The 19,851-nt window shown below is 59.8% G+C and carries 20 protein-coding genes; 7 read left to right on the top strand and 13 right to left on the bottom strand.

The annotated features are described in order from the left end of the window. Window positions 1-43: 43 nt before the first annotated feature. The 7 genes from AB4P96_RS05415 to AB4P96_RS05385 form a co-directional block, all read right to left on the bottom strand. On the bottom strand, window positions 44-1,201 hold the full coding sequence (locus AB4P96_RS05415) for a glutathionylspermidine synthase family protein (RefSeq protein WP_099547567.1): 1,158 nt from the start codon (window positions 1,199-1,201) through the stop codon (window positions 44-46). A 12-nt stretch (window positions 1,202-1,213) separates the two neighbouring features. Continuing rightward, window positions 1,214-1,927 (bottom strand): DUF1190 domain-containing protein, encoded by a 714-nt coding sequence (locus AB4P96_RS05410; RefSeq protein ID WP_017136014.1) that lies wholly within the window; start codon window positions 1,925-1,927, stop codon window positions 1,214-1,216. Between the two features lie 18 nt (window positions 1,928-1,945). Next, window positions 1,946-2,374 carry a DUF350 domain-containing protein gene (locus tag AB4P96_RS05405; RefSeq protein WP_017136013.1) on the bottom strand — a complete coding sequence of 143 codons (429 nt, stop codon included), beginning with the start codon at window positions 2,372-2,374 and terminating at the stop codon, window positions 1,946-1,948. A gap of 15 nt (window positions 2,375-2,389) precedes the next feature. Then, a complete protein-coding gene (locus AB4P96_RS05400) occupies window positions 2,390-3,052 on the bottom strand; it encodes a DUF2491 family protein (RefSeq protein ID WP_099547566.1) in 663 nt (220 codons plus the stop codon). A gap of 172 nt (window positions 3,053-3,224) precedes the next feature. Next, complete coding sequence (locus AB4P96_RS05395) at window positions 3,225-3,785, bottom strand: rhomboid family intramembrane serine protease (protein ID WP_017136011.1); 561 nt, start codon at window positions 3,783-3,785, stop codon at window positions 3,225-3,227. A gap of 171 nt (window positions 3,786-3,956) precedes the next feature. Then, window positions 3,957-4,655, bottom strand: a complete 699-nt coding sequence (locus tag AB4P96_RS05390) for a PspA/IM30 family protein (RefSeq protein WP_017136010.1) — start codon at window positions 4,653-4,655, stop codon at window positions 3,957-3,959. A gap of 17 nt (window positions 4,656-4,672) precedes the next feature. Continuing rightward, on the bottom strand, window positions 4,673-5,254 hold the full coding sequence (locus AB4P96_RS05385) for a YjfI family protein (RefSeq protein WP_032865490.1): 582 nt from the start codon (window positions 5,252-5,254) through the stop codon (window positions 4,673-4,675). A gap of 646 nt (window positions 5,255-5,900) precedes the next feature. Here AB4P96_RS05385 and AB4P96_RS05380 point away from each other — a divergent pair. After that, window positions 5,901-9,071, top strand: coding sequence for a hypothetical protein (locus AB4P96_RS05380; RefSeq protein WP_395600568.1), 3,171 nt, complete (start codon window positions 5,901-5,903; stop codon window positions 9,069-9,071). A 59-nt stretch (window positions 9,072-9,130) separates the two neighbouring features. Here the strand turns inward: AB4P96_RS05380 and AB4P96_RS05375 are convergent, their stop codons facing one another. After that, a complete protein-coding gene (locus AB4P96_RS05375; protein WP_236460126.1) occupies window positions 9,131-10,162 on the bottom strand; it encodes a YhcG family protein in 1,032 nt (343 codons plus the stop codon). A gap of 207 nt (window positions 10,163-10,369) precedes the next feature. On the opposite strand from AB4P96_RS05375, the gene AB4P96_RS05370 reads away from it, so the two are divergent. The 6 genes from AB4P96_RS05370 (at window position 10,370) to AB4P96_RS05345 (ending at window position 16,640) form a co-directional block, all read left to right on the top strand. Next, the gene (locus AB4P96_RS05370; RefSeq protein WP_026013600.1) at window positions 10,370-11,014 is read left to right on the top strand and encodes an NAD(P)H-dependent oxidoreductase; all 645 of its coding nucleotides are present in this window, start codon (window positions 10,370-10,372) and stop codon (window positions 11,012-11,014) included. Continuing rightward, window positions 10,953-11,321, top strand: coding sequence for a MerR family transcriptional regulator (locus tag AB4P96_RS05365; protein ID WP_017136005.1), 369 nt, complete (start codon window positions 10,953-10,955; stop codon window positions 11,319-11,321). The genes AB4P96_RS05370 and AB4P96_RS05365 overlap by 62 nt, the downstream gene beginning before the upstream one ends. 150 nt (window positions 11,322-11,471) lie before the next feature. Then, window positions 11,472-11,714 carry an exodeoxyribonuclease VII small subunit gene (locus AB4P96_RS05360; protein WP_003176346.1) on the top strand — a complete coding sequence of 81 codons (243 nt, stop codon included), beginning with the start codon at window positions 11,472-11,474 and terminating at the stop codon, window positions 11,712-11,714. Further along, entirely contained in the window at window positions 11,711-12,598 is an 888-nt protein-coding gene (locus tag AB4P96_RS05355) for a polyprenyl synthetase family protein (protein WP_170038034.1), read from the top strand. Before AB4P96_RS05360 ends, AB4P96_RS05355 begins: the two co-directional genes overlap by 4 nt. Window positions 12,599-12,708: 110 nt before the next feature. Continuing rightward, window positions 12,709-14,607: a 1-deoxy-D-xylulose-5-phosphate synthase gene (gene dxs, locus AB4P96_RS05350; RefSeq protein ID WP_017136004.1), complete on the top strand. Its 1,899-nt coding sequence runs from the start codon at window positions 12,709-12,711 to the stop codon at window positions 14,605-14,607. A gap of 137 nt (window positions 14,608-14,744) precedes the next feature. After that, window positions 14,745-16,640: a TonB-dependent receptor domain-containing protein gene (locus AB4P96_RS05345; RefSeq protein ID WP_395600567.1), complete on the top strand. Its 1,896-nt coding sequence runs from the start codon at window positions 14,745-14,747 to the stop codon at window positions 16,638-16,640. 22 nt (window positions 16,641-16,662) lie between these two features. Here AB4P96_RS05345 and AB4P96_RS05340 read toward each other — a convergent pair whose 3' ends face one another. The 5 genes from AB4P96_RS05340 to AB4P96_RS05320 all read right to left on the bottom strand — a co-directional run bounded on the left by AB4P96_RS05340 (window position 16,663) and on the right by AB4P96_RS05320 (window position 19,842). Then, window positions 16,663-17,028 carry a hypothetical protein gene (locus AB4P96_RS05340; RefSeq protein WP_395600566.1) on the bottom strand — a complete coding sequence of 122 codons (366 nt, stop codon included), beginning with the start codon at window positions 17,026-17,028 and terminating at the stop codon, window positions 16,663-16,665. A 128-nt stretch (window positions 17,029-17,156) separates the two neighbouring features. Beyond that, complete coding sequence (locus tag AB4P96_RS05335; protein ID WP_138451027.1) at window positions 17,157-17,957, bottom strand: cobalamin-binding protein; 801 nt, start codon at window positions 17,955-17,957, stop codon at window positions 17,157-17,159. Beyond that, the gene (locus AB4P96_RS05330; protein ID WP_099547556.1) at window positions 17,954-18,373 is read right to left on the bottom strand and encodes a nuclear FMR1 interacting 1 family protein; all 420 of its coding nucleotides are present in this window, start codon (window positions 18,371-18,373) and stop codon (window positions 17,954-17,956) included. Before AB4P96_RS05330 ends, AB4P96_RS05335 begins: the two co-directional genes overlap by 4 nt. Further along, window positions 18,370-18,987, bottom strand: a complete 618-nt coding sequence (gene ribA, locus AB4P96_RS05325; protein ID WP_017135999.1) for a GTP cyclohydrolase II — start codon at window positions 18,985-18,987, stop codon at window positions 18,370-18,372. Before ribA ends, AB4P96_RS05330 begins: the two co-directional genes overlap by 4 nt. A gap of 129 nt (window positions 18,988-19,116) precedes the next feature. Continuing rightward, window positions 19,117-19,842, bottom strand: coding sequence for a substrate-binding periplasmic protein (locus AB4P96_RS05320; RefSeq protein ID WP_395600565.1), 726 nt, complete (start codon window positions 19,840-19,842; stop codon window positions 19,117-19,119). Window positions 19,843-19,851: the final 9 nt, after the last annotated feature.

Genomic DNA, 19,851 nt, shown 5'->3' with positions numbered 1-19,851 from the left:
CCGCTCCCACATTTGGGCTTTGCTGCGTTGCAATTGGGGTGGCTCAGTCGAGAATCAGGTGCGGTAGAAACCGGCTTGAGTCCTTGGTGATCAGGCTGTTGTCTTCGCGCACGCCGATGCCTGCGGCTTGGTCAGCGATGACCCAGGAGCCGATCAGTGTGTAGCTGTCGCCAAACCTCGGCAGCGGCGCAAATTCCTGAAGAATAAACGGCGCGTCCGTGTAGGGGCCGTCTTCTTTTACGATCAGGCCGTCGTCGGTTTGCAGTTCGATGTTGGCGCCTTCGCGGGAGAAGAACGGTTTGCGCACCCAGCCCTTTGGCACGGCTTTGCCGGGGTCGGGGTCCAGGTGGGAGGCAAGCAGGTTCGGGTGGCCTTTATTGAACTCCCACAGCAGCGGCAGGATGCCTTTGTTGGAGAGGATGGCTTTCCACGCGGGCTCGAAGAACTGGGTGTCGCTCTGGGCAATCGCGGCGCCGAAGGGTTCGTGGAAGATGAACTCCCAGGCGTGCAGTTTGAACAGGTGGGGAATCCAGCGATCCTCAAGGTCGACGAAGCGGCCTTCGCTGGTGAGGCCGATGTCTTCGATGTCGATGTGGCGGGATTCGATACCAACTTTTTCGGCGACCAGGCGCAGGTAGTCGGTGGTGCCTTTGTCTTCGATCGAGTCTTTCATCGAGGCGAAGTAGAACGGCTGGTTGAGCTGCAATTGGGCGAAGGCTTGATGCAGCTTGGTGTCGATGCTGTTGAACTGGTCGGCGTGCTTGGGCAGCAGGCCGCGTTCGATGCATTGCTCCAGCCAGCCCCATTGAAACGCCGCCGCTTCATAGAGGCTGGTGGGTGTGTCGTAGTTGAGCTCGAGCAGTTTGGCTGGCCCGCTGCCGTTGTAGGAGAAGTCCATGCGCCCGTACAGGTGCGGGTGGCCTTCGAGCCATGAAGTGCGGATCATGTCGAAGAACGGCGCGGGAATGCTCAGGCGTTCCAGCAGTTCCTCGTTCTGCACCACGCGGGCCACGAGGTCCATGCACATGTCATGGATCTCGGTGGTCGGGTCTTCGAGGTCGCGCTCGATTTGCTGGAGCGTGAACTGGTAGTACGCGCTTTCGTCCCAGTAGGGTTCGCCGTCGATGGTGTGGAACAGGAAGCCGAGGCTGTCGGCGGTTTGTTTCCAGTCATGGCGTTCTGCGCAGTGGATCTTCTTCATGAACTGGCTTCCTTAACTGCTCGACCCGCCGCCGCCCCAGCCGCTACGGGCGCTGGCTTTGCTGCCGAAGCCGCCACGGGAGGTGGACGACGCGACGTTCACCGGCTTGCTGGAGGAGCGCAGCGTGTTGGAGTAGTTGCTGCTGCCGTATCGGGCCTGGTTGGAACGGCCAAAGGTCGCCCCGTTGGAGACACGCTGGTTGAGCGTCGAGTTGCCGTAATTGCCACGATCATCGCGGTAGCGGTACACCGGCTCGGAGCGGTAGCTGTTGCGATTGTTGCTGAGCATGTTGCCGATCAACAGGCCGGTCAGCAGGCTGCTGGTGGAGAAACCTGAGCCACCGCTGTTGGCTTGCGAACCGGCGACTTGGGCATTGGCCGCATCGACCTGGGATTGGGTCACCTGGCCTTCGGCGGTCAGTTCGAAACCGCCCAGCCTTGGGATGAACTTGCCGGAGGAGTCTTGCTGGCACCAGTCGGCGACAAAGTCGGCATCGCAATCGGTCTGGCTGTCGTACACCGGCGCGATGCGGCGGTGCTCGGCCATAGCGGTCATGTAGGCGTCGGAGCAGACGTCGACCGGCAGCTTTTCATCGGCGCACTGCTGTACCGACTGGAAGTTGTACTTCTTCTGCAAATCGTAGGTTTTTTCGGTCGGCCCGCAGCCGGATATCGCCATGGCGACCGACGCTGCCAGCGACAGCTGGACGTACTTGCTTCGTTTCATCGAGAGCTCCGTGCGCAATCAGTACTGGGTGGGCGTCATGCACGCGGCGTTCAGCATGCCGACGCTGATAGCCACGGCGGCCACGTAGATGCCGGCCGCAACTTCGCCATTCTTGATGCGCTCGGACGTGCCTTTGAGCACCAGGCTGGTCAGCAGAAACGCCAGCAACTGGACGACGGCGGCGATCACCGACCAGACGACAAAATCCAGCAGGCTGATGGAGTAGGCAATCACATTGCTGGCCGGAATAGCGAAGCCAATGATCGCGCCGCCCAGGGCGACCGACGCCGAAACGTTGCCGGCGCGGATCAGTTCGAACTCCTTGTGCGGAGTGATGCGGGTGTAGATGAACTGGAACAGCGCGAACAGCACCGCAGCCCCCAGGATGTAGATGACAAAGCCGAGCACAGCCGCTTTGTTCAGGGAGATGGAGAGAGCTTCTAGCATGGATGGCTTCCTTTTTTAGAGCGCAGTCAGGTCGGTTGTGTACAGCGAAATGCCCAGCGACGTGCTCAGGCTGATGCCACCCTCGGCATCTTCTTCGACGGAAAACAGCAGGAACTCGCGGCGATCGGTCAGCCCGGTGTCGCGGGCGTACAGCATCGAACGGTGCTCGACGTTGTAGGCGTCTTCCGGGTTTATTACGCGCTCGCTCATCGCCACCAGTTCGGTCTGGCCGGCTTCGCTGCCCCAAACACGGGTGTATTCGACGCCGTTGTGGGTGTAAGTCGGTAGCCCGATCAGGCTTTGTGGGCCTGCCAGCCGACGCAGTTCCGCTTCGCTGCTGAGGGTGACGTAGCTCAAGTAATTGAACAGGATCACCGACTCGACCTGCCCGGCGACTTCGCCGGTGGTGTGCACCTGCAGCCAGTAATCTTCGTCGTTCATGTAGTAGCGCGACAGCCAGGTCGATTGCCCGAGGTCAACGGTGCCGTTGGCCCAGACTTCCTGGGAGCCGGGGATCACCACCGAGGTTTTCCCATCGAGCAACAATTTCAGGGTGGTGTCGAACATCACGCCTTTGCCGGGCGCCAGGCCTAGCGGGCCGGTGGTCGGCAGCGGCGATATTGACTCGGCATTCGTTTGTGGGGCCTCAAGCCCCATCAACTGTTTAAACCATCCCATTGGAGAGTTCCTTGAGGTGGGTGGAAGCGATAGAGAAGGGAATAGATGAGAAACAATAAAAGCGGAAGATGACGCCCGAGCGCCACACAAGAAAATTCGACATGTCGCCCCTGACTCCCTGGGTATTTGATTCCTGACGCCATCGCCTCAGCGTCGGTAGGCGCAAGTGCGTTCACCCGGCATTAAACCTGCTGCGCGGTGTTGAGAGAAGTACCTTGGCAGCAATAAAGCCGGCGAGCGCACCAAACAGATGCCCTTCGAAGGAAATCCCCTGGCGCGGCACAAACCCCATGATCAACCCGCCATAAAACACCGCCACCACACCGGCGATTAACAGGTTGCTCCAGCTCCTGTGGAACCAGGCGCGCGACAAGAGGTAGGCCCATAGCCCAAAGACCCAGCCGCTGGCACCGACGTGTACGCCGGTAAACCCGAACAGCCAGACCAGCGAACCGCCCAGCAGGATAATAATCGCGCTGACGGTTATGAAACGGTTGAGCCCTTCGGCCATGACCAGGGTGCCCAGCACCACAAACGCAATCAGGTTTGCGCTCAGGTGGGCAAAGGAGGCGTGCAGAAACGGTGAGGTGAGGATGCCGAACAGGCCCTGCACGGTCCTCGGGATCAGCCCGAATGCCATGAGGCTGTAACCGGTGGCGACATTGAGCAGTTGCAGCGCGACCATGAACACGGCCAGGCCTGCGATTGTCTTGAAACCCTTCAGGGCGTCCATCCTGACCTCGACGTAAAAAGGGCACAGTCAATGCCCGCCCGCTAAGAAAGAACACGCTCACTGTGGCGAGGGAGCTTGCTCCCGCTGGGCTGCGCAGCGGCCCTAAAAATGGGACTGCTACGCAGTCCAGCGGGAGCAAGCTCCCTCGCCACGGGTCGGGCAGTGGAAGCGCTACTCGGCCGACTTTTGCTTCAGACGCTCCAGAATCGCATTAGCGCTGCCGGTGTCCGGGGTGATGCCGGCTTCGCGCAGTTTGCGTTCCAGGTCAGTACCGGTCGATGCCTCGGCCAGTTCATCCTGGGCTTGCAGCTCAGCGGCACGTTGCTGCTGCTTGGCTTGCAGGCGGTTAAGTGTACCGACGGCGGTTTCCAGCTTGCCGTTGGCGCCGCCGCTGGCGACGGACGCGCTGACCTGGGCCTTTTGCACGCTTTCGCGGGCCTTGGCCATGTCCACTTGCTGGCGCAGGCTTTTGATCCGGCTTTCGGCCTTGGTGATGTCCTTGCGCATGCTGTCGGCGTAGCCACCGAACTCGGCGGTCTGCTTTTGCTCGGCGTCGCGCTCGTTGGTCAGGGTCGAAATGGCTTCGGCCACTTCCAGGGCCAGGTCTTCACGGTTGGCCTGGATAGCGGCCATCGCCTTGGATTCCAGGTCTTTGATCTTGGCGTCGTACTCGCCTACGCGATCCGCTGCCAGCTTGTGCTTGGCCATGATGCTCACCAGCTCACGCTTGGCGTTGGCCAATGCTGTGTCGGCGTCGCGAATTTCTTGATCAAGGATGCGCAGGGCCTGTTGGTCGACGATCGATTCGCCGACTTCGCTGGCACCGCCACGCAGCGCGGTGAACAATTTGCTCCAGATGGACTGAGTCATTGGATACTCCCGAATACTTAATTGAAGAAACGTTCGAAGGCTTCGCTGGCGCGCTGCACGTTATCGACCAGGGTTTTCACCTCGGTCACGATGTTGGTCAGGCTGGAGTCGGAACTCAGCGCACCAAACATGTTGTAAACAACCTGCCCGTTCGGCATGGACTCGATACCGATCGACGACAGCGGGAACATCTCCCGGCTGCGCAGCACGGCGTCATTGAAGGCGGTTACGTCGTTGATGGACTCGACGTCGACCAGCACGGTATCGACGATGATCTGCTCGCCCACCACCGCGATGTAAATCGGCAAGCCCCCGAAGTCGTTCATTTCCAGTTTGATGCTGGACTCGGAACCTTGAACCAGAGAAAGCGTAATGTCTTTGGCGACCACTTCGTCCAGGGCTTGCAGCGCGCTGAAGAGGCGGTCGATGTTCCAGTTGGTACCTGCGCTCATGAAATTCTCCGACATGAATGAGCCAGCCAGAATCGGTTGGCGAAGCTGTTTCTCCATTTGCTTGAGCAGGCTTCGGTTTTCGGGAAGCACCCAAGTCTCGTGTTTCACATAACCGGCGGCCGCCAGCCCCGCGCGCATCTGCTTCATGTAAAAGCTCGACGGCTTTTTAACCGGCGGTTTCAAGCGCTCTCCCTTGCGGCTTGCTGAATCGGTATCGGGCTCTGCGGGCGGGCTCGATGGAGAGCTGCTTTTCATGGTACTGGCCTCGTTGTGAAAATCTCACGCGTGAGAAAATCTACAGGCAATTTCCGCCAGGCTCAATAGCTCACGCGTGAGATTTTTTGTCTCACTTTTTCCCGCACCACCCAGCAGCGCCCATCGCTCAAGGCTGAGGCTCGATTGTTCCAACCTGATGAACGGTTAAATGCCGTTGTTGGCGCGCCCACACTTGCCTCGCCACGCTCTAGCGCAAGCGCACCGTGCCCACCGGGCTTTTTTTCGGGCACCGGCCTTACTGCATAAATGTTCCGAAATCACCTTGGCGTTGTGAATTGTTGTGAAGGCGTTACGAATCAGCCAAAACTCCGTGCTAAGTTCCGTAACGTAGTTCCGTAACGTAGTTCCGTGACGTAGTTCCGTGACGTTGCGATTCACAGCACTCATACACAGCGGCCACCCAACTAAGGCCGCCCTCTTGTTATCAAATAAACAGCCTCGGGTAGTTAACCAGGAAGTTGTACGGCCCCGCGCGCTTTAAAAATAGCCGGGCCACACTTACATCAGGAGAGTAACCATGGTAGCGAAGGTAGAAACGACCCCAAAGGACGCCGCGGTCACTAATAAGAGCTCTGTCGCTGCCTGGGAAAAGTCCGTAAAAAAAGCCGCCGTCGCGCCCAAAGATGAGTTGGGCAAAGGCCAGAAACGCCCCGAAGGTGACAACCGCTCGGCACAGCAAATCATCGATGACACGCCCCTGCTTGCCCAACTGGGCAATCAAAGCGGGGTGAAGGACAACCTTAAAAAGCAGGTCGGTGATTTTGATAAAGATGCGGATGCCGCCTATCGCGCGTCCAAGGTGCTGGAGCACGTGGAATACATCGACGAAGACGGCAAGCTCACCGATGGCAAGGAGGTCGGCAACCACAGCATCGACGGTTTCACCAAGGACGGCGAAGCCCGGCATGGCACCGAGGCGGGCCGTTTGCAGGACTTTGGCAAGTACGGGTATTCGAGCCTGCGCGGCGAAGTGGTCAAGTCGGACCTGGGCGACAAGCAGAAACGCCCCGACGGTGACACGCGTTCGGCCCAGGAGATTATCGACGCCACGCCCCTGCTGAAAAACCTCGGAAACCAGAGCGATGTGAAGGACAACCTCAAGAAGCAAGTGGGCGACTTCGAGACCGACGCCGACGCCGCGTACCGCGCCACCCAGGTGTTGGAACATGTAGTGAGCATCGATGAAAACGGCAAGTTGCTGACCGGTTATGACGCGCGTAACAAAGACAACGACAGCATTGATGGCTTCACCAAAGACAAAGAAGCCCGGCACGGCACCGAGGCCGGCCGCTTGCAGGATTTCGGCAAGTACGGCTACTCAAGCCTCAAGGGCGACCTGATGCACGTCAAGGACGCGACGCACACCGACAAGGCCGCGCCACCCGATGAGCCACAGGACGTGCAGGCCCTGCGCGACAAATACAACATCCCCACCTTCGGCGCCGAAGGGCTGATGGACATGGAGCTGCCCAACGACAAAACCGTGGGCGGCCAGACGGCCGAGAACTTTGTGCAGGGCATCCGCGATGACATCAAGAGCGGCAAGCTGACCGAGGACTCGGATGAAGCCAAGATCGTCAAGCTGATGGACGCCCAGGCCGCACTCGACAGTGGCTATGACCTGTACGGCTACGCCGAGAGTATCAACCTGGGCAGCGGCACTTACCGTGAAACGGATAAGAGCCCGACCAAGTTGAACGGCAAGGACGTCAAGGAGATGGTCGACGAGGACAAACTCGCCAAAGAAATTTCCACACTCATGGGCAAAGAAGGCATTAAAGACCGTTACGACGTAGAACTTAAGAACAGTGTCGGCAGCTTGTCGCAAGATCGCTTGAATGAAGTTCGCGAGCAAGTGTTCCCGGCATTGTTCAAAGACGGCACGCGTGATGCCAACTTGAACTTCGAAGACTATGTAATTGCCATGAATGACTCTGGCGACCCAAAGAAATCCGAAATGGCCGAGTTAGACGTAGACCGTTATTTTGAATCGCTGCGCATCCTCGAACCGGACAGTTACACCGCACGCCGTCAGACATTTGACCAGAACATGATGACGCACCAGCTCAACACCTACATGGAGAACCCCGACAAGGTTTCGCCGGAAAATGCCGAAAGTGGGTTGAAAGCCTCGTTCACGATGATCAAGGGCGGTATCAACGCCGTCCTCGGTGGCCTGGACAAGGGCGACAAAACCTACGACATGTACAAAAAGATGAAGGATGAGATCGACATCCTCGACGGCCATATCAAAGGGCTGACGCCGGCCGAAAACAAACAGATCGCAGCGGCCATTCGTCTCGCAGCCGCCAGCGGCGACCCGAAAGCCATCGACAAGGTGGTCGACACCCAGTTGAAGGGCTTGGGCGACAAACGCGAGGCGGCCGCCGGCTCCCTGAAGACGGTGTTGCACACCGCCAGTTCCACCGGCGGGCTGAGTGCCATGGCGGGCACCATGAACCTGGTCAGCGGCGCCCTGCAGCTTGCCAATGGCGGCGGCAACATGACCGACGACCAGAAAATCGCCGCAGCCAAAGACTTGGTCGCCGGCTTGAGCTTTACTAACGACTTCCTCAAGTTCGGTTCGAACATTGTGGAAACCCTGGGAGGCACTAAACCCTATGAACCTGACGTGGATAAAGACGGCAAAGGCCCGGCAAAAATCAAAGCTACTGAATGGCTGGGGCTGATCGACGAGAACCTGCCGGATATCTGGGGCAAGAAAGCCACCGAAAAATCCGACGCACTGGCTGCCTCCATCAGCACCCAGGTTAAAGAGTCGTCCGAAACCCTCAAGAAACTCGACGTGGGCAACCTGTCGGCCGATGAGGTCAAGGAGTACGACAACGCCGCCAAGTCCCTTGGCGAACACATGGGCGTCAAGGACATTCCCGGCAAAGGTTCTCCGGCGTCAAAATCCGAGATTGCGATCGCCTCCGGGCGCTCGTTCCTGCGCTTTATGGGCGGTGCCGGCCTGGATTTGACCGGCGGGGTGATGGACATCGTTTCCGGCGCACGCAAACTCAAAAATGCCAAGACCGCACTGGAAAAAACCGACGCAGCCTTCACCCTGGGCGGGGGTGCATCCGGTACCGGTATGGCCATTGCCAATACCATCGCGATGTTCGCCCCCAAAGGCGCTCACCTGGCTGGCAAACTGGCCGGTGATGTTGCCGCCACCGTGGTACGCGGGCTCGCCATCGGCGCCCGTATTGCTGGCCCGGTTTTCGCCGTGGCCGGTGTGATCTTCGGGGTGGCAGGCACCTTGATCGCAGAGGCGGTCGAGCATGCCAAAATGCAAAAGCTCACCGACTCCCAAGGCAAGTTCTTCAAAGACCTCGCCGCTGCCGGCGTGACCAAGGACGACTGGGGCGACAAGCTCGAATACGCGCGTTATGCCACCTATATGTACGGCGGTCGCGACACGCCGGACGACAAATCGATGTTCGAGTACCAGTCGGACGAATGGAAACACTTCAAGGAAACCGAAGACAAAAAAGGCAGCTCCCTGACGCGGCTGGCACCCTACCTGCACAAGGACAGCGACCCCGACAGCAAGAACCTATGGGAAAAATTCCTGGCCGGCGGCACCAGCTCCAGCGGCCCCCATGGCAGTGAACGGCATACCGATGACTGGCGGCCCTGGGGCAGCACGGACATGGATGCGGGCAAGCAGGAAAGGGCATGATTTTATCCACTCAACGGTTGCAGCCTGCCTGAACGGCAGGCTGTAACGGTTAAACGCACCTAACCCGCCAGCTCCCGCTCAATCTGCTCAATGCTTGGCAAACTGGTTTGTAGCTCTGCCGGTAATGACTCCACCAACTGATACTCCGCCACGCCGATCGGCCGGTTGTTGTCGCGCAATGCGTATTCAGCCACCACTTCATTTTTGCTCTTGCACAACAACAGGCCGATGGTGGGCCCGTCCTGTGGGTGTTTAAGCTGGGCATCCACTGCCGACAGGTAAAAACTCAGCTTGCCGAGGTGTTCGGGCTTGAATTTGCCTGTCTTGAGTTCGATCACCACGTAGCAGCGCAGCTTCAGGTGATAGAACAACAGGTCGACGAAAAACTCATCACCGCCTACATCCAGTAATACCTGCTGGCCGACAAAGGCGAAACCGGCGCCCAGCTCAAGCAGGAAGTCGGTGACGTGCTTGATTAACGCGTTTTCTATATCGCGCTCCTGCGCATCCAAAGCCAGGCTGAGGAAGTCGAAGCGATAAGGATCCTTGAGCGATTCGCGCGCCAGGTCGGATTGGGGCTTGGGCAAATGGTGTTCAAAATTGCTGACGGCCTTGCCACTGCGCTCCAGCAGGCGATGCTCGATTTGCATCACGAGCGTGCTACGTGACCAGTTGTGTTCAATTGCCTGGGCGATGTACCACCGGCGCGTTTCGGGGCCGGGGAGTTTGTCTAGAAGCACCACATTGTGGCCCCACGGCAATTGTGCAGCAGCCTGTTGCACAAATTCGGCATTCGGCCACGCCTCGGCAAAAGCGCGCATATATTTGAGGTTGCGCGGCGAAAAGCCCTTCATCTTGGGGAAGGCCGCGCGCAAGTCTTGGGCAAGGCGATCAACCACCTTGCTGCCCCAACCCTGCGCGGCCTGGCGGGTCAGAATATCGTGGCCGATCTGCCAGTAAAGCAGCACCAGTTCGCGGTTCACCGCCAGCGTTGCTCGCTGCTGGGCCGTATGGATGCGCAGTTTAAGGTCGCTCAACCAGTCGCTGTAGCCCACAGGAGGCGTGATCAAGCCGATGGAGGTTTCGCTCATGCCCGCTTCACTCTTGACTGGAGAGGCACAGGCTAGTCAGTGGTTTTTACCGTCACAAGGGGCCGCGAGCGCTTCAGGAAGGGCCTTGCACAGATCACAGAAACGTCCTGCTGGCCTTTGCAAATCGACACATTGCTGGGCCGTGCCTTGACTCTCCCCTATACAGCACACCCTACCCTGAAAGGCCCACTTTCAGGCTTCGGCACCATGACTCAGCGCATCCTGCTCATTCTCGGCCACCCCTCCAGCACCAGTTTTTGCTCAGCCGTCGCTGATACCTACATCCACGCGGCTACAATCGCCGGCCACGAGGTACGCGTCCTGCGGCTAGGCGAACTGGCTTTCGACCCGGTCCTGCATAACGGCTATGCCCTGCCCCAAGCCTTGGAACCCGATTTGCTCAGCGCCCAAGCCGATATCCTCTGGGCGACTCATCTGGCGTGGGTTTTCCCGATCTGGTGGGGCGGCATCCCGGCATTGATGAAAGGCTTCATCGACCGTATTTTCCTACCCGGCTTTGCCTTCAAATACCGTAAGGGCAAGGCTTTCCCGGATAAGCTGCTGCAGGGCCGCACCGCCCATTTGTTGGTGACCCTGGACACGCCGACGTGGTATTACCGCTGGGTCTATCGCATGCCGGGGATTCATCAGATGCGCAGCACGACCCTGGCCTTTTGCGGCATCAAGCCGACCAAGACGCTGATGTTCGGACCTGTACTGGGATCAACCGCAACGCAGCGCGACACGTGGCTGAAACAGGTCGGCGCACTATTTGAAAAAAGGAGTTTTCATGTACATCGGCAAAGCCGCGCAGTTGTCGGGCACGACCATCAAGGCGATTCGTCATTATGAAGCGATTGGCCTGCTGCCAGCGCCACAGCGTGCGGGGCGTTATCGAGTTTACTCGGCGCAGAGTGTCGAGTTGCTGACGCTGATCAAATGCGCGCAGCAATTGGGGTTCAAGCTCAAGGAGTTGCAGGGTATTTTGCACGGGCACGAGGGCGATGCGTTGCCTTGGGAAAGGGCAGACCAGGCCATCGCCAGCAAGAAGTGCGAACTGGCCGGGCAGATTGCCGGGCTGCAGAAAATGCAGGCCGGGTTGATGGCATTTGAAGCGCAGCTCAAGGACGCACAGGGGCAATACTGCGGTATGCGCTGAGCCGAATAAAATGCCTAATCGGCTCACGAAATGAGCCGAATAAGCATTTTATTCGGCTCAACGGCAGACCAGTGACAGCCCCGCTCATTTGCCCAGAATCCCCATGTCTGCTAGTGTCGCGCCGGTTTACCGTCTACCGGATTAGCCGCCATGGCCCGCAAAAAAGTTGCACTCGATTTCGAACAATCCCTCGCCGACCTGCAAACCCTGGTTGAGCGTCTGGAGAACGGCGAGTTGTCGCTGGAAGACTCGTTGACGGCGTTTGAGCAAGGCATCGGCCTGACGCGCGACTGCCAGAGCGCGTTGGCGCAGGCAGAGCAGAAGGTGCAGGTGTTGCTGGAGCGCGACGGGGAGTTGGCCGAAGAACCTTTCGATGCGGAACAGCCCGAATGATCGATGCGTATCAGGCCAGCAGCCAGGCCCGGGTCAATGCGGCACTCGAACCTTTGTTCGTAGCGCCAGGCCCGGAGATGAAGCGCTTGTATGAAGCCATGCGCTACAGCGTGATGAATGGCGGCAAGCGTGTGCGCCCGCTGCTGGCGTATGCGGCCTGTGAAGCCCTGGGTGCGCCGGCCGAGCACGCCAATGGCGCGGCGTGTGCGGTTGAGCTGATTCATGCCTATTCCCTGGTGCATGACGATTTACCGGCCATGGACGATGACGATCTGCGTCGCGGCCAGCCCACCACCCATAAAGCCTTTGACGAAGCCTACGCGATCCTCGCCGGTGACGGCTTGCAGAGCCTGGCGTTCAGCGCCTTGCTGGACCCACGCCTGAACAGCGTGAATGCCGAGATCAGCCTGCGCATGGTCACGGCCCTGGCCTTGGCCGCAGGCCCGGCCGGTATGGTCGGCGGGCAGGCCATCGACATGGGTTCGGTCAGCCTCAAGCTCGACCAAAAAGCCCTCGAACATATGCACCGTCACAAGACCGGCGCGCTGATCGAAGCCGCCGTACACTTGGGCGCCCTGGCCAGTGGCCGCGCCGAAGCTGCGCAATTGGCGGCCCTGCAGACTTACTCCCGGGCCATCGGCCTGGCGTTTCAGGTGCAGGACGACATTCTCGACGTGGAAAGTGACACTGCCACCCTGGGCAAACGCCAAGGCGCGGATATCGCCCGGGACAAACCGACTTATCCAGCATTGCTGGGCCTTGATGCCGCCAAGGCTTACGCCCTGGAACTGCGCGACCAGGCCCTGGACGCCCTGCGACCTTTCGACGCGGCGGCCGAGCCACTGCGCGACCTGGCGCGGTATATCGTCGAACGCCGCCACTGATAACCGCGGCCTTTCGCGCCGCATATCGGCCAAGTTCGGCGCCCTGCGTGGGCAGTTTGCACCGCTTGAGGTAAACTGCCGCCTCTTCTATACCTATAACGATTCGCCTGATGCCCACGACGTTTCAAGAGATTCCCCGCAAGCGCCCGTCCACGCCCCTGCTCGACCGTGCTGTCACGCCGGTTGGCCTGCGTCGACTGGGTGAAGCCGAGCTGGAAACCCTGGCCGATGAGTTGCGCCTGGAATTGCTCTACACGGTCGGCCAGACCGGTGGGCATTTCGGTGCCGGGCTGGGCGTCATCGAGCTGACCATCGCCTTGCACTACGTGTTCGACACCCCGGACGACCGGCTGGTGTGGGACGTGGGCCATCAGGCGTATCCGCATAAAATCCTCACGGGCCGCCGCGAGCGCATGGGCAGCCTGCGCCAGAAGGACGGCCTGGCCGCCTTCCCGCGCCGCTCCGAGAGCGAGTACGACACCTTTGGCGTCGGCCACTCCAGCACCTCCATCAGCGCCGCGCTGGGCATGGCAATTGCCGCCCGCCTGCAAGGCAGCGACCGCAAGGCGATTGCGGTGATTGGTGATGGTGCGCTGACCGCCGGCATGGCCTTTGAAGCACTGAACCACGCGCCGGAAGTGGACGCCAACATGTTGGTGATCCTCAACGACAACGACATGTCGATTTCGCGCAATGTGGGTGGCCTGTCCAATTACCTGGCAAAAATCCTTTCAAGCCGCACCTACGCCAGCATGCGCGAAGGCAGCAAGAAGGTGCTCTCGCGCCTGCCCGGCGCGTGGGAAATTGCCCGGCGTACCGAAGAATATGCCAAGGGCATGCTGGTGCCCGGCACCCTGTTTGAAGAGCTGGGCTGGAATTACATCGGCCCGATCGACGGCCATGACCTGCCGACCCTGATCGCCACGCTGCGCAATATGCGTGACCTCAAGGGCCCGCAGTTCCTGCATATCGTCACCAAAAAAGGCAAAGGCTTCGCTCCGGCAGAAGTCGACCCGATTGGTTACCACGCCATCACCAAGCTCGAACCCGTGGATGCGCCCGCCGCTGCGCCGAAAAAAGCCAGCGGGCCGAAGTATTCCGGCGTGTTTGGCGAATGGCTGTGCGACATGGCCGCCGCCGACCCGCGCCTGGTGGGTATCACCCCGGCGATGAAGGAAGGCTCCGACCTGGTGGCGTTCAGCGAGCGTTTCCCACTGCGCTACTTCGACGTGGCAATTGCCGAGCAACACGCGGTGACCTTCGCCGCCGGCATGGCCTGTGAAGGCGCCAAGCCGGTGGTCGCGATTTACTCCACCTTCCTGCAACGCGGCTATGACCAGCTTGTTCACGATGTGGCGGTGCAGAACCTCGACGTGCTGTTCGCCATCGACCGCGCAGGTTTGGTCGGCGAAGACGGCCCGACTCACGCCGGCAGCTTCGATTTGTCCTACCTGCGCTGCATCCCCGGCATGCTGGTGATGACCCCGAGCGACGAAAACGAGCTGCGCAAGATGCTCAGCACCGGCCACCTGTACAACGGCCCGGCTGCCGTGCGCTACCCGCGCGGCAACGGCCCAAATGCAGTAATCGAGAAAAACCTCGAGCCGATCGAGATTGGCAAAGGCATCGTGCGCCGCCAGGGCAGCAAGGTCGCGTTTCTGGTGTTCGGCGTGCAAGTGGCCGAAGCCCTGAAGGTCGCCGAGAAAATCGACGCTACCGTGGTCGACATGCGCTTCGTCAAACCGCTGGATGAGACCTTAGTGCGTGAAATCGCCGCCAGCCACGAGCTGCTGGTGACCGTCGAAGAAAACGCCATTATGGGTGGCGCAGGTGCGGCAGTCAGTGAGTTCCTGGCGCGGGAGAACATCCTCAAGTCGGTGCTGCACCTGGGCTTGCCGGATGTGTATGTGGAACACGCCAAACCGGCGCAGATGCTGGCCGAATGTGGCCTGGATGAGGCCGGGATCGAGGCTTCGGTGCGCGCGCGCATGGCGCTGCTCGGCCTGTAAAACACTCATAACATGTGGGAGCTGGCTTGCCTGCGATAGCATCACCTCGGTCTTACTGAAAAACCGAGGTGACCGCATCGCAGGCAAGCCAGCTCCCACATTGTTTTTGTATTGCTGCTCAATGCTATGGACAGCCCATGAATCGCCTTCGCTTTGCCCTGCCCCTGCTGCTGCTCCCCGCCACTGCCGTGCTGGCCGACAGCTTCGAGCGCGACGACGCCCTCAAACTCTCCGACGTGGTGATCAGTGCCAACCGCCAGGTGCAGGCGCGTAACGACAGCAGCGCCGCCAACAGCGTGTTTACCCGCGACGACATCGACCGCTTGCAGCCCTCCAGCGTGAGCGACTTGCTCAGCCGTGTGCCCGGTGTGCAGGTGGCGCAAAGTGGTGGCCGTGGCAGCGTGACCAACGTGTATGTGCGCGGCACGTCCACCGCCCAGAGCCTGGTGTTGGTGGATGGTCAGCGCATCAGCAGCTCCACCACCGGCACCAGCAACCTGCAATACCTCAACATCGACCAGATCGAGCGCGTAGAAGTGTTGCGCGGTTCGCGCTCGGCGATCTACGGCAGCGATGCGATTGGCGGGGTGATTCAGATCTTCACCCGGCGCAACACCGACTCGGGCCTGCAACCGCGCCTGCACGTGGGCTTTGGCAGCAATCAGACGTGGGAGCGCAGCCTGGGACTGTCCGGCGGCGACCAGCAAACCCGCTTCAGCCTTGGCGCCAGTCTGGATGACACGGCGGGGATCAACCGCACACGCACGTCGTACCCGAGCGATGGCGACCACGATGCCTATCGCAACCAAGCCATCAGTTTCAGCCTGAGCCATGCTTTCACCGATGACATCGACGCTGGCGTGAATGTGCTGGATAACCGTGGCAAAAGCGAATTCGACAACCCTTTTGGTCGCTATGATTCGCTCACCTACCAGAGCTTCCAGCAAAAACCCTATACAGACTTCACCGTCAGCAGCGTCAGCAGCTATGTCGACGCGCGCCTCAACGATGCGTGGAAGTCTCGCCTGGAGCTGGGTCACAGCGAAAACCGCGAAAAAACCCTGGATAAACTCAGCGACGACCGCAGTGTGTTCAACACCTACCGCGACTCGCTGACCTGGCAGAACGACTTGACCCTCAATGATCAGAACAGCCTGATCCTGGGCGGCGACTGGTACGAAGACCGGGTCAACAGCAGTACGGTGCTCGCCGAAGACAGCCGCTGGAACCGCGCCGCGTTTATCCAGCACCGCTTTGAAGCACAGTATTTTTCCACCGAGCTGGGCCTGCGCCGCGACCAGAACCAACAATTCGGCGGTCACAACAGCTGGAGCGGCACCCTGACCCTGCCGGTAAACCCGGATAACGATCTGTTGTTCAGTTACAGCGAAGGCTTCCGCGCACCGACCTTCAACGACCTTTATTACCCGGACGAATACGGCTTCAAAAACGCCAACCCAAACCTGAAACCCGAAACCTCCAAAAGCTATGAACTGCAATGGCGCAGCCAGCTCAGCGACACCAGTCGCCTGGAGGCATCGCTGTACCGCACCGATATTCAGGACGCCATCGTGTTCGGCAGCGACGGCCCACAAAACGTCAGCTCGGCCCGCATCAATGGCTTCGAAGCAGCGCTCAAGCAAGAATTGTTCGGTTGGCAAGGCAGCCTTGGGCTGGCGATGATTGACCCACGCGACCGCGACACTGGCCGCACATTGGCCCGCCGCGCCAGACGCACGGTGAGCCTGGATCTGGATCGCCAATTCGATCAGTTTGGCGTCGGCGCCAGCTGGCAAGCGGTAAGCAGCAGCTACGATGACCCGAAAAACCAGCAACGGTTGGGTGGTTACGGGTTGCTGGGGCTTCGCGCCAGTTGGGCGGTGAACCGTGAAGTAACATTGAACATGAAGGTCGATAACCTGCTGAACAAAGACTACAGCCGGGCGCTGTATCAGTATCAAGGCCAACAATACGGCTACCGGGAAGAAGGCCGGGCGCTGTTGTTTGGAGTGACCTGGACGCCGGAACTGTAACGCCAGCGCGCACTATCAATGGTCAGTACTGCCTCTTGATCCGCTCGTTAGACGTCAGGCCGCCTGCTGCCACCTGCTTGCTGCACGTTGAGTAGCCCCAGGCATTTGCCCAACCGTGGGAGGTGAACGAGACGAAATAATCGGCTCTTTTACCATCGCGCTCCAACGCGTAATCAAAGCACTGGGAGGTGCCGCCACGGATCGAGGTGATTTTCGCAGGCTTCTGGATAGTGAGGAGGTCTTGCTGGGTGCTGTCCACCGTTGCGGTCCTGTCCACCACCGGATGATTACCAAAGGTCCTCAGTTCGGAAAGTCTTTGGGAAATATCGCACCCGCTTATAAGCGCCAATGCGAAAGCGGCGCCGGCCATCGCCAATAGATAACGCATGATGTGTCCTTGATCAGCTCGAATGGGAGAGCCGCGAAACTAGCACTCCTAGGCGGGTAGATCGCCAGGCAAAATCCGATGGTTTTGACAGACTAATCGCACCGCAGCAGACGAAAACACAGCGACTCTCAGCGCTGGGCAGCCATTGCCTGACAGAGCTTCGCGATGGCCTCAACCATCTGCCCGCTGGGCCGCTCCAGCCCCTTGTCGGGCACGACCTGCAAACGACCTTCAGCCACCGCCGCGATCTGAGGCCAGGCCTTCCACTCGTCGAGTTGCGCCTGATCACCCGCCAGGATCAGCTGGGGATTGCGCTGCAACACTGACTCGACGCTGACCTGCGGCGCGGGCAGCTTGAGGTCGGCAAACACGTTGCGTGCACCACATACCTCCAAGGCATCACTGATGATCTGCCCGCCGCCCACGGTGTACAGCGGCTGGTTCCATACCTGATAAAACACACGTAACGGTTCGGCGCGCTGATAGCGTTGGCGCAGTTCGGCCAAGCGTTGGCGTAACTGCGCGGCCAGCGTGCGCCCCGCCGCTTCGCGGCCCAATTGTTGAGCGATGGCTTGTACCTGGGCCGTCAGCTGTTCAAGGCTATGGGGTTCAGCCACATAAACCGGGATATTCAGGCGCTGCAATTGCTCGCGCTGGGCCGGGCCAACACTGCCGGGCCAGAGCAGAATGAGGTCGGGCTTGAGGCTGAGCAAGCGCTCCATATTCAGTTGGCCGTATTGCCCAACCGACGGTACCTGCGCCAATGCCGCCGGGCGCTCGCCGCCATCGAGCACGCCCACCAGCAAGTCGGCGGCGCCCAGTTCGACCACGATTTCGGAGAGAGACGGCGCCAGGCTGACGACGCGTTCAACCGCAATCGCCTGGGCACTGAATGCCAGCACCAGAAGCGACAGCCAAACACGCATCATCCCAGCTGACGCGGGATGCGATAGAGATAGAACAGCACCAGTGTCGACAGCGCCAGCAGGCACAGCGGCACCGCTTCCAGGCCGACGAACACGGCCAACGCGCCGATCCAGGCCGGCAGTGCGGCTACCAACAAAGCCGCACGCCGACGGGCCGCGAGGGTAATCCACGCAGCCGGTTCTTCGGGCGTATCGAGAGCTTTGGAAGTGGCGATCAGTGCGTGTTTATAGCCATGAAAATAACGCAGGCTCAGAAACATCGAGGCCACGCCGGCAATAAAGAGCGGCATGGCCAACACAGGAAGCAGGGATTGGGCTTGCCCGAACACCAGGTTAAGCACGAACAGCGGGAGCAATGCCAGGGCCAGGTACTGCCACCAGTTGAAGGACAGTCGCCGTTTTACCTGGCCACGGGTCACGCGCGGTCGACCTCGCCCTGATGCTCGTTACCCATCATGTGGTCGAGCTTGCTGGCTTTGGTGGCCAGGTAGAGCTTGTTGTGCGGGTTTTGCCCGGTGTGCAGCGGCACGCGCTCGGCCACGGTGATGCCCATCTCGGTCAAGGCTTTGACTTTGCGCGGGTTGTTGGTCATCAGGCGCAGGGATTTGACGCCCAAATGCTCCAGCATCGGCAGGCAGATCGCGTAGTCGCGCTGGTCGGCGGCAAAACCCAGGCGCTCGTTGGCTTCGACGGTATCGGCGCCACCATCTTGCAGCTCGTAGGCGCGAATCTTGTTCATCAGGCCAATGCCACGGCCTTCCTGACGCAAGTACAGCAGCACACCACGGCCTTCACGGGCAATGGCGCGCATCGCCGCTTCCAGTTGCGAGCCGCAGTCGCAGCGCTGGCTGAACAAGGCGTCGCCGGTCAGGCATTCGGAATGCACGCGGCCGAGCACCGGCGCGCCGTCGGCGATATCACCCAGGCTGAGCACAACGTGCTCGCGGCCAGTGGCCTCTTCGAGAAAGCCGTTCATGGTGAACGTGGCAAAAGGGGTAGGCAGCTTGGAAGCGGCGACGAAAACGACGGGCACCGTGTGCTCCTGATTTCAGATTTCACAGAGGGCGTCATTGTAACAGCAGGTTCCTACAGACGCTTAAGCTGAATTATCGCTGATAAAGATCAATAGGTTCGATTGGCCTTCGTCCTGGTTCTATGCAGGTCAGAACGGGTACGGTTGTTTCCAGTGCTCGAAAATCGCTTTCAACTCGCCGCTCTTCACCAACGTGGCCATGCGTTGCTCATAAACCCCCATCAATTCCCGCCCACGCTCGGTGTCGGCAAAGCCTATGTAGAGCGGCAGTTCGGCTATATGAGTGAGCTTGAATTGCGCCGGGTCATCCGACTGGCTGAGCACGTATTTGGCTTCAGTGAGGGCATCAATATAGAAGTCGGCGCGGCCGTGTTGCAGCATCGGCAGGATGCCACTCCGACGTTCTATCGGGTTGAAGCGGCGCACATTCGGCAGGTATTCGTCGTACTTGTAGCCGCGCACCCAGGCCAAACGATAATTGCCCAGCGTGGCGATGCTCGGTGCAGGTGTGGCTGCCAGCCCTAGGGCGTAGATGTGGTCGGAGTCGAAATTCCAGTGCGGGTACAACACGCCACTGGCTTCGTCGCGATAAGAACCGACCCAGCCATCCACCTCGCCACGCTGGGCCAGGCCGACCGAACGGGTATAGGGCACGCTGCGGGTTTGCACGGTAATGCCCACCGGCTCGAAGATCTTTCGCAACACATCCCAGGCCAGGCCGCTGCCATCTTTGTTGGTGTAGTCGTTCCACTGCTCACTGGCCAGCATGATCTTGCCAGGGACAGGTGCTTCATCGGCGAGAATCTGGGTTGCGAGAGCGCACAACACTATCAGCAGCCAACGGCGCACACCCATGGTGACTAC

Origin of the sequence: Pseudomonas sp. B19125 (assembly GCF_044218855.1) — a bacterium.
Classification (GTDB): Bacteria; Pseudomonadota; Gammaproteobacteria; order Pseudomonadales; family Pseudomonadaceae; genus Aquipseudomonas; species Aquipseudomonas edaphica.
The sequence above is the reverse complement of the archived record's forward strand: the minus strand, read 5'-3'. Positions and strand labels throughout refer to the sequence as shown.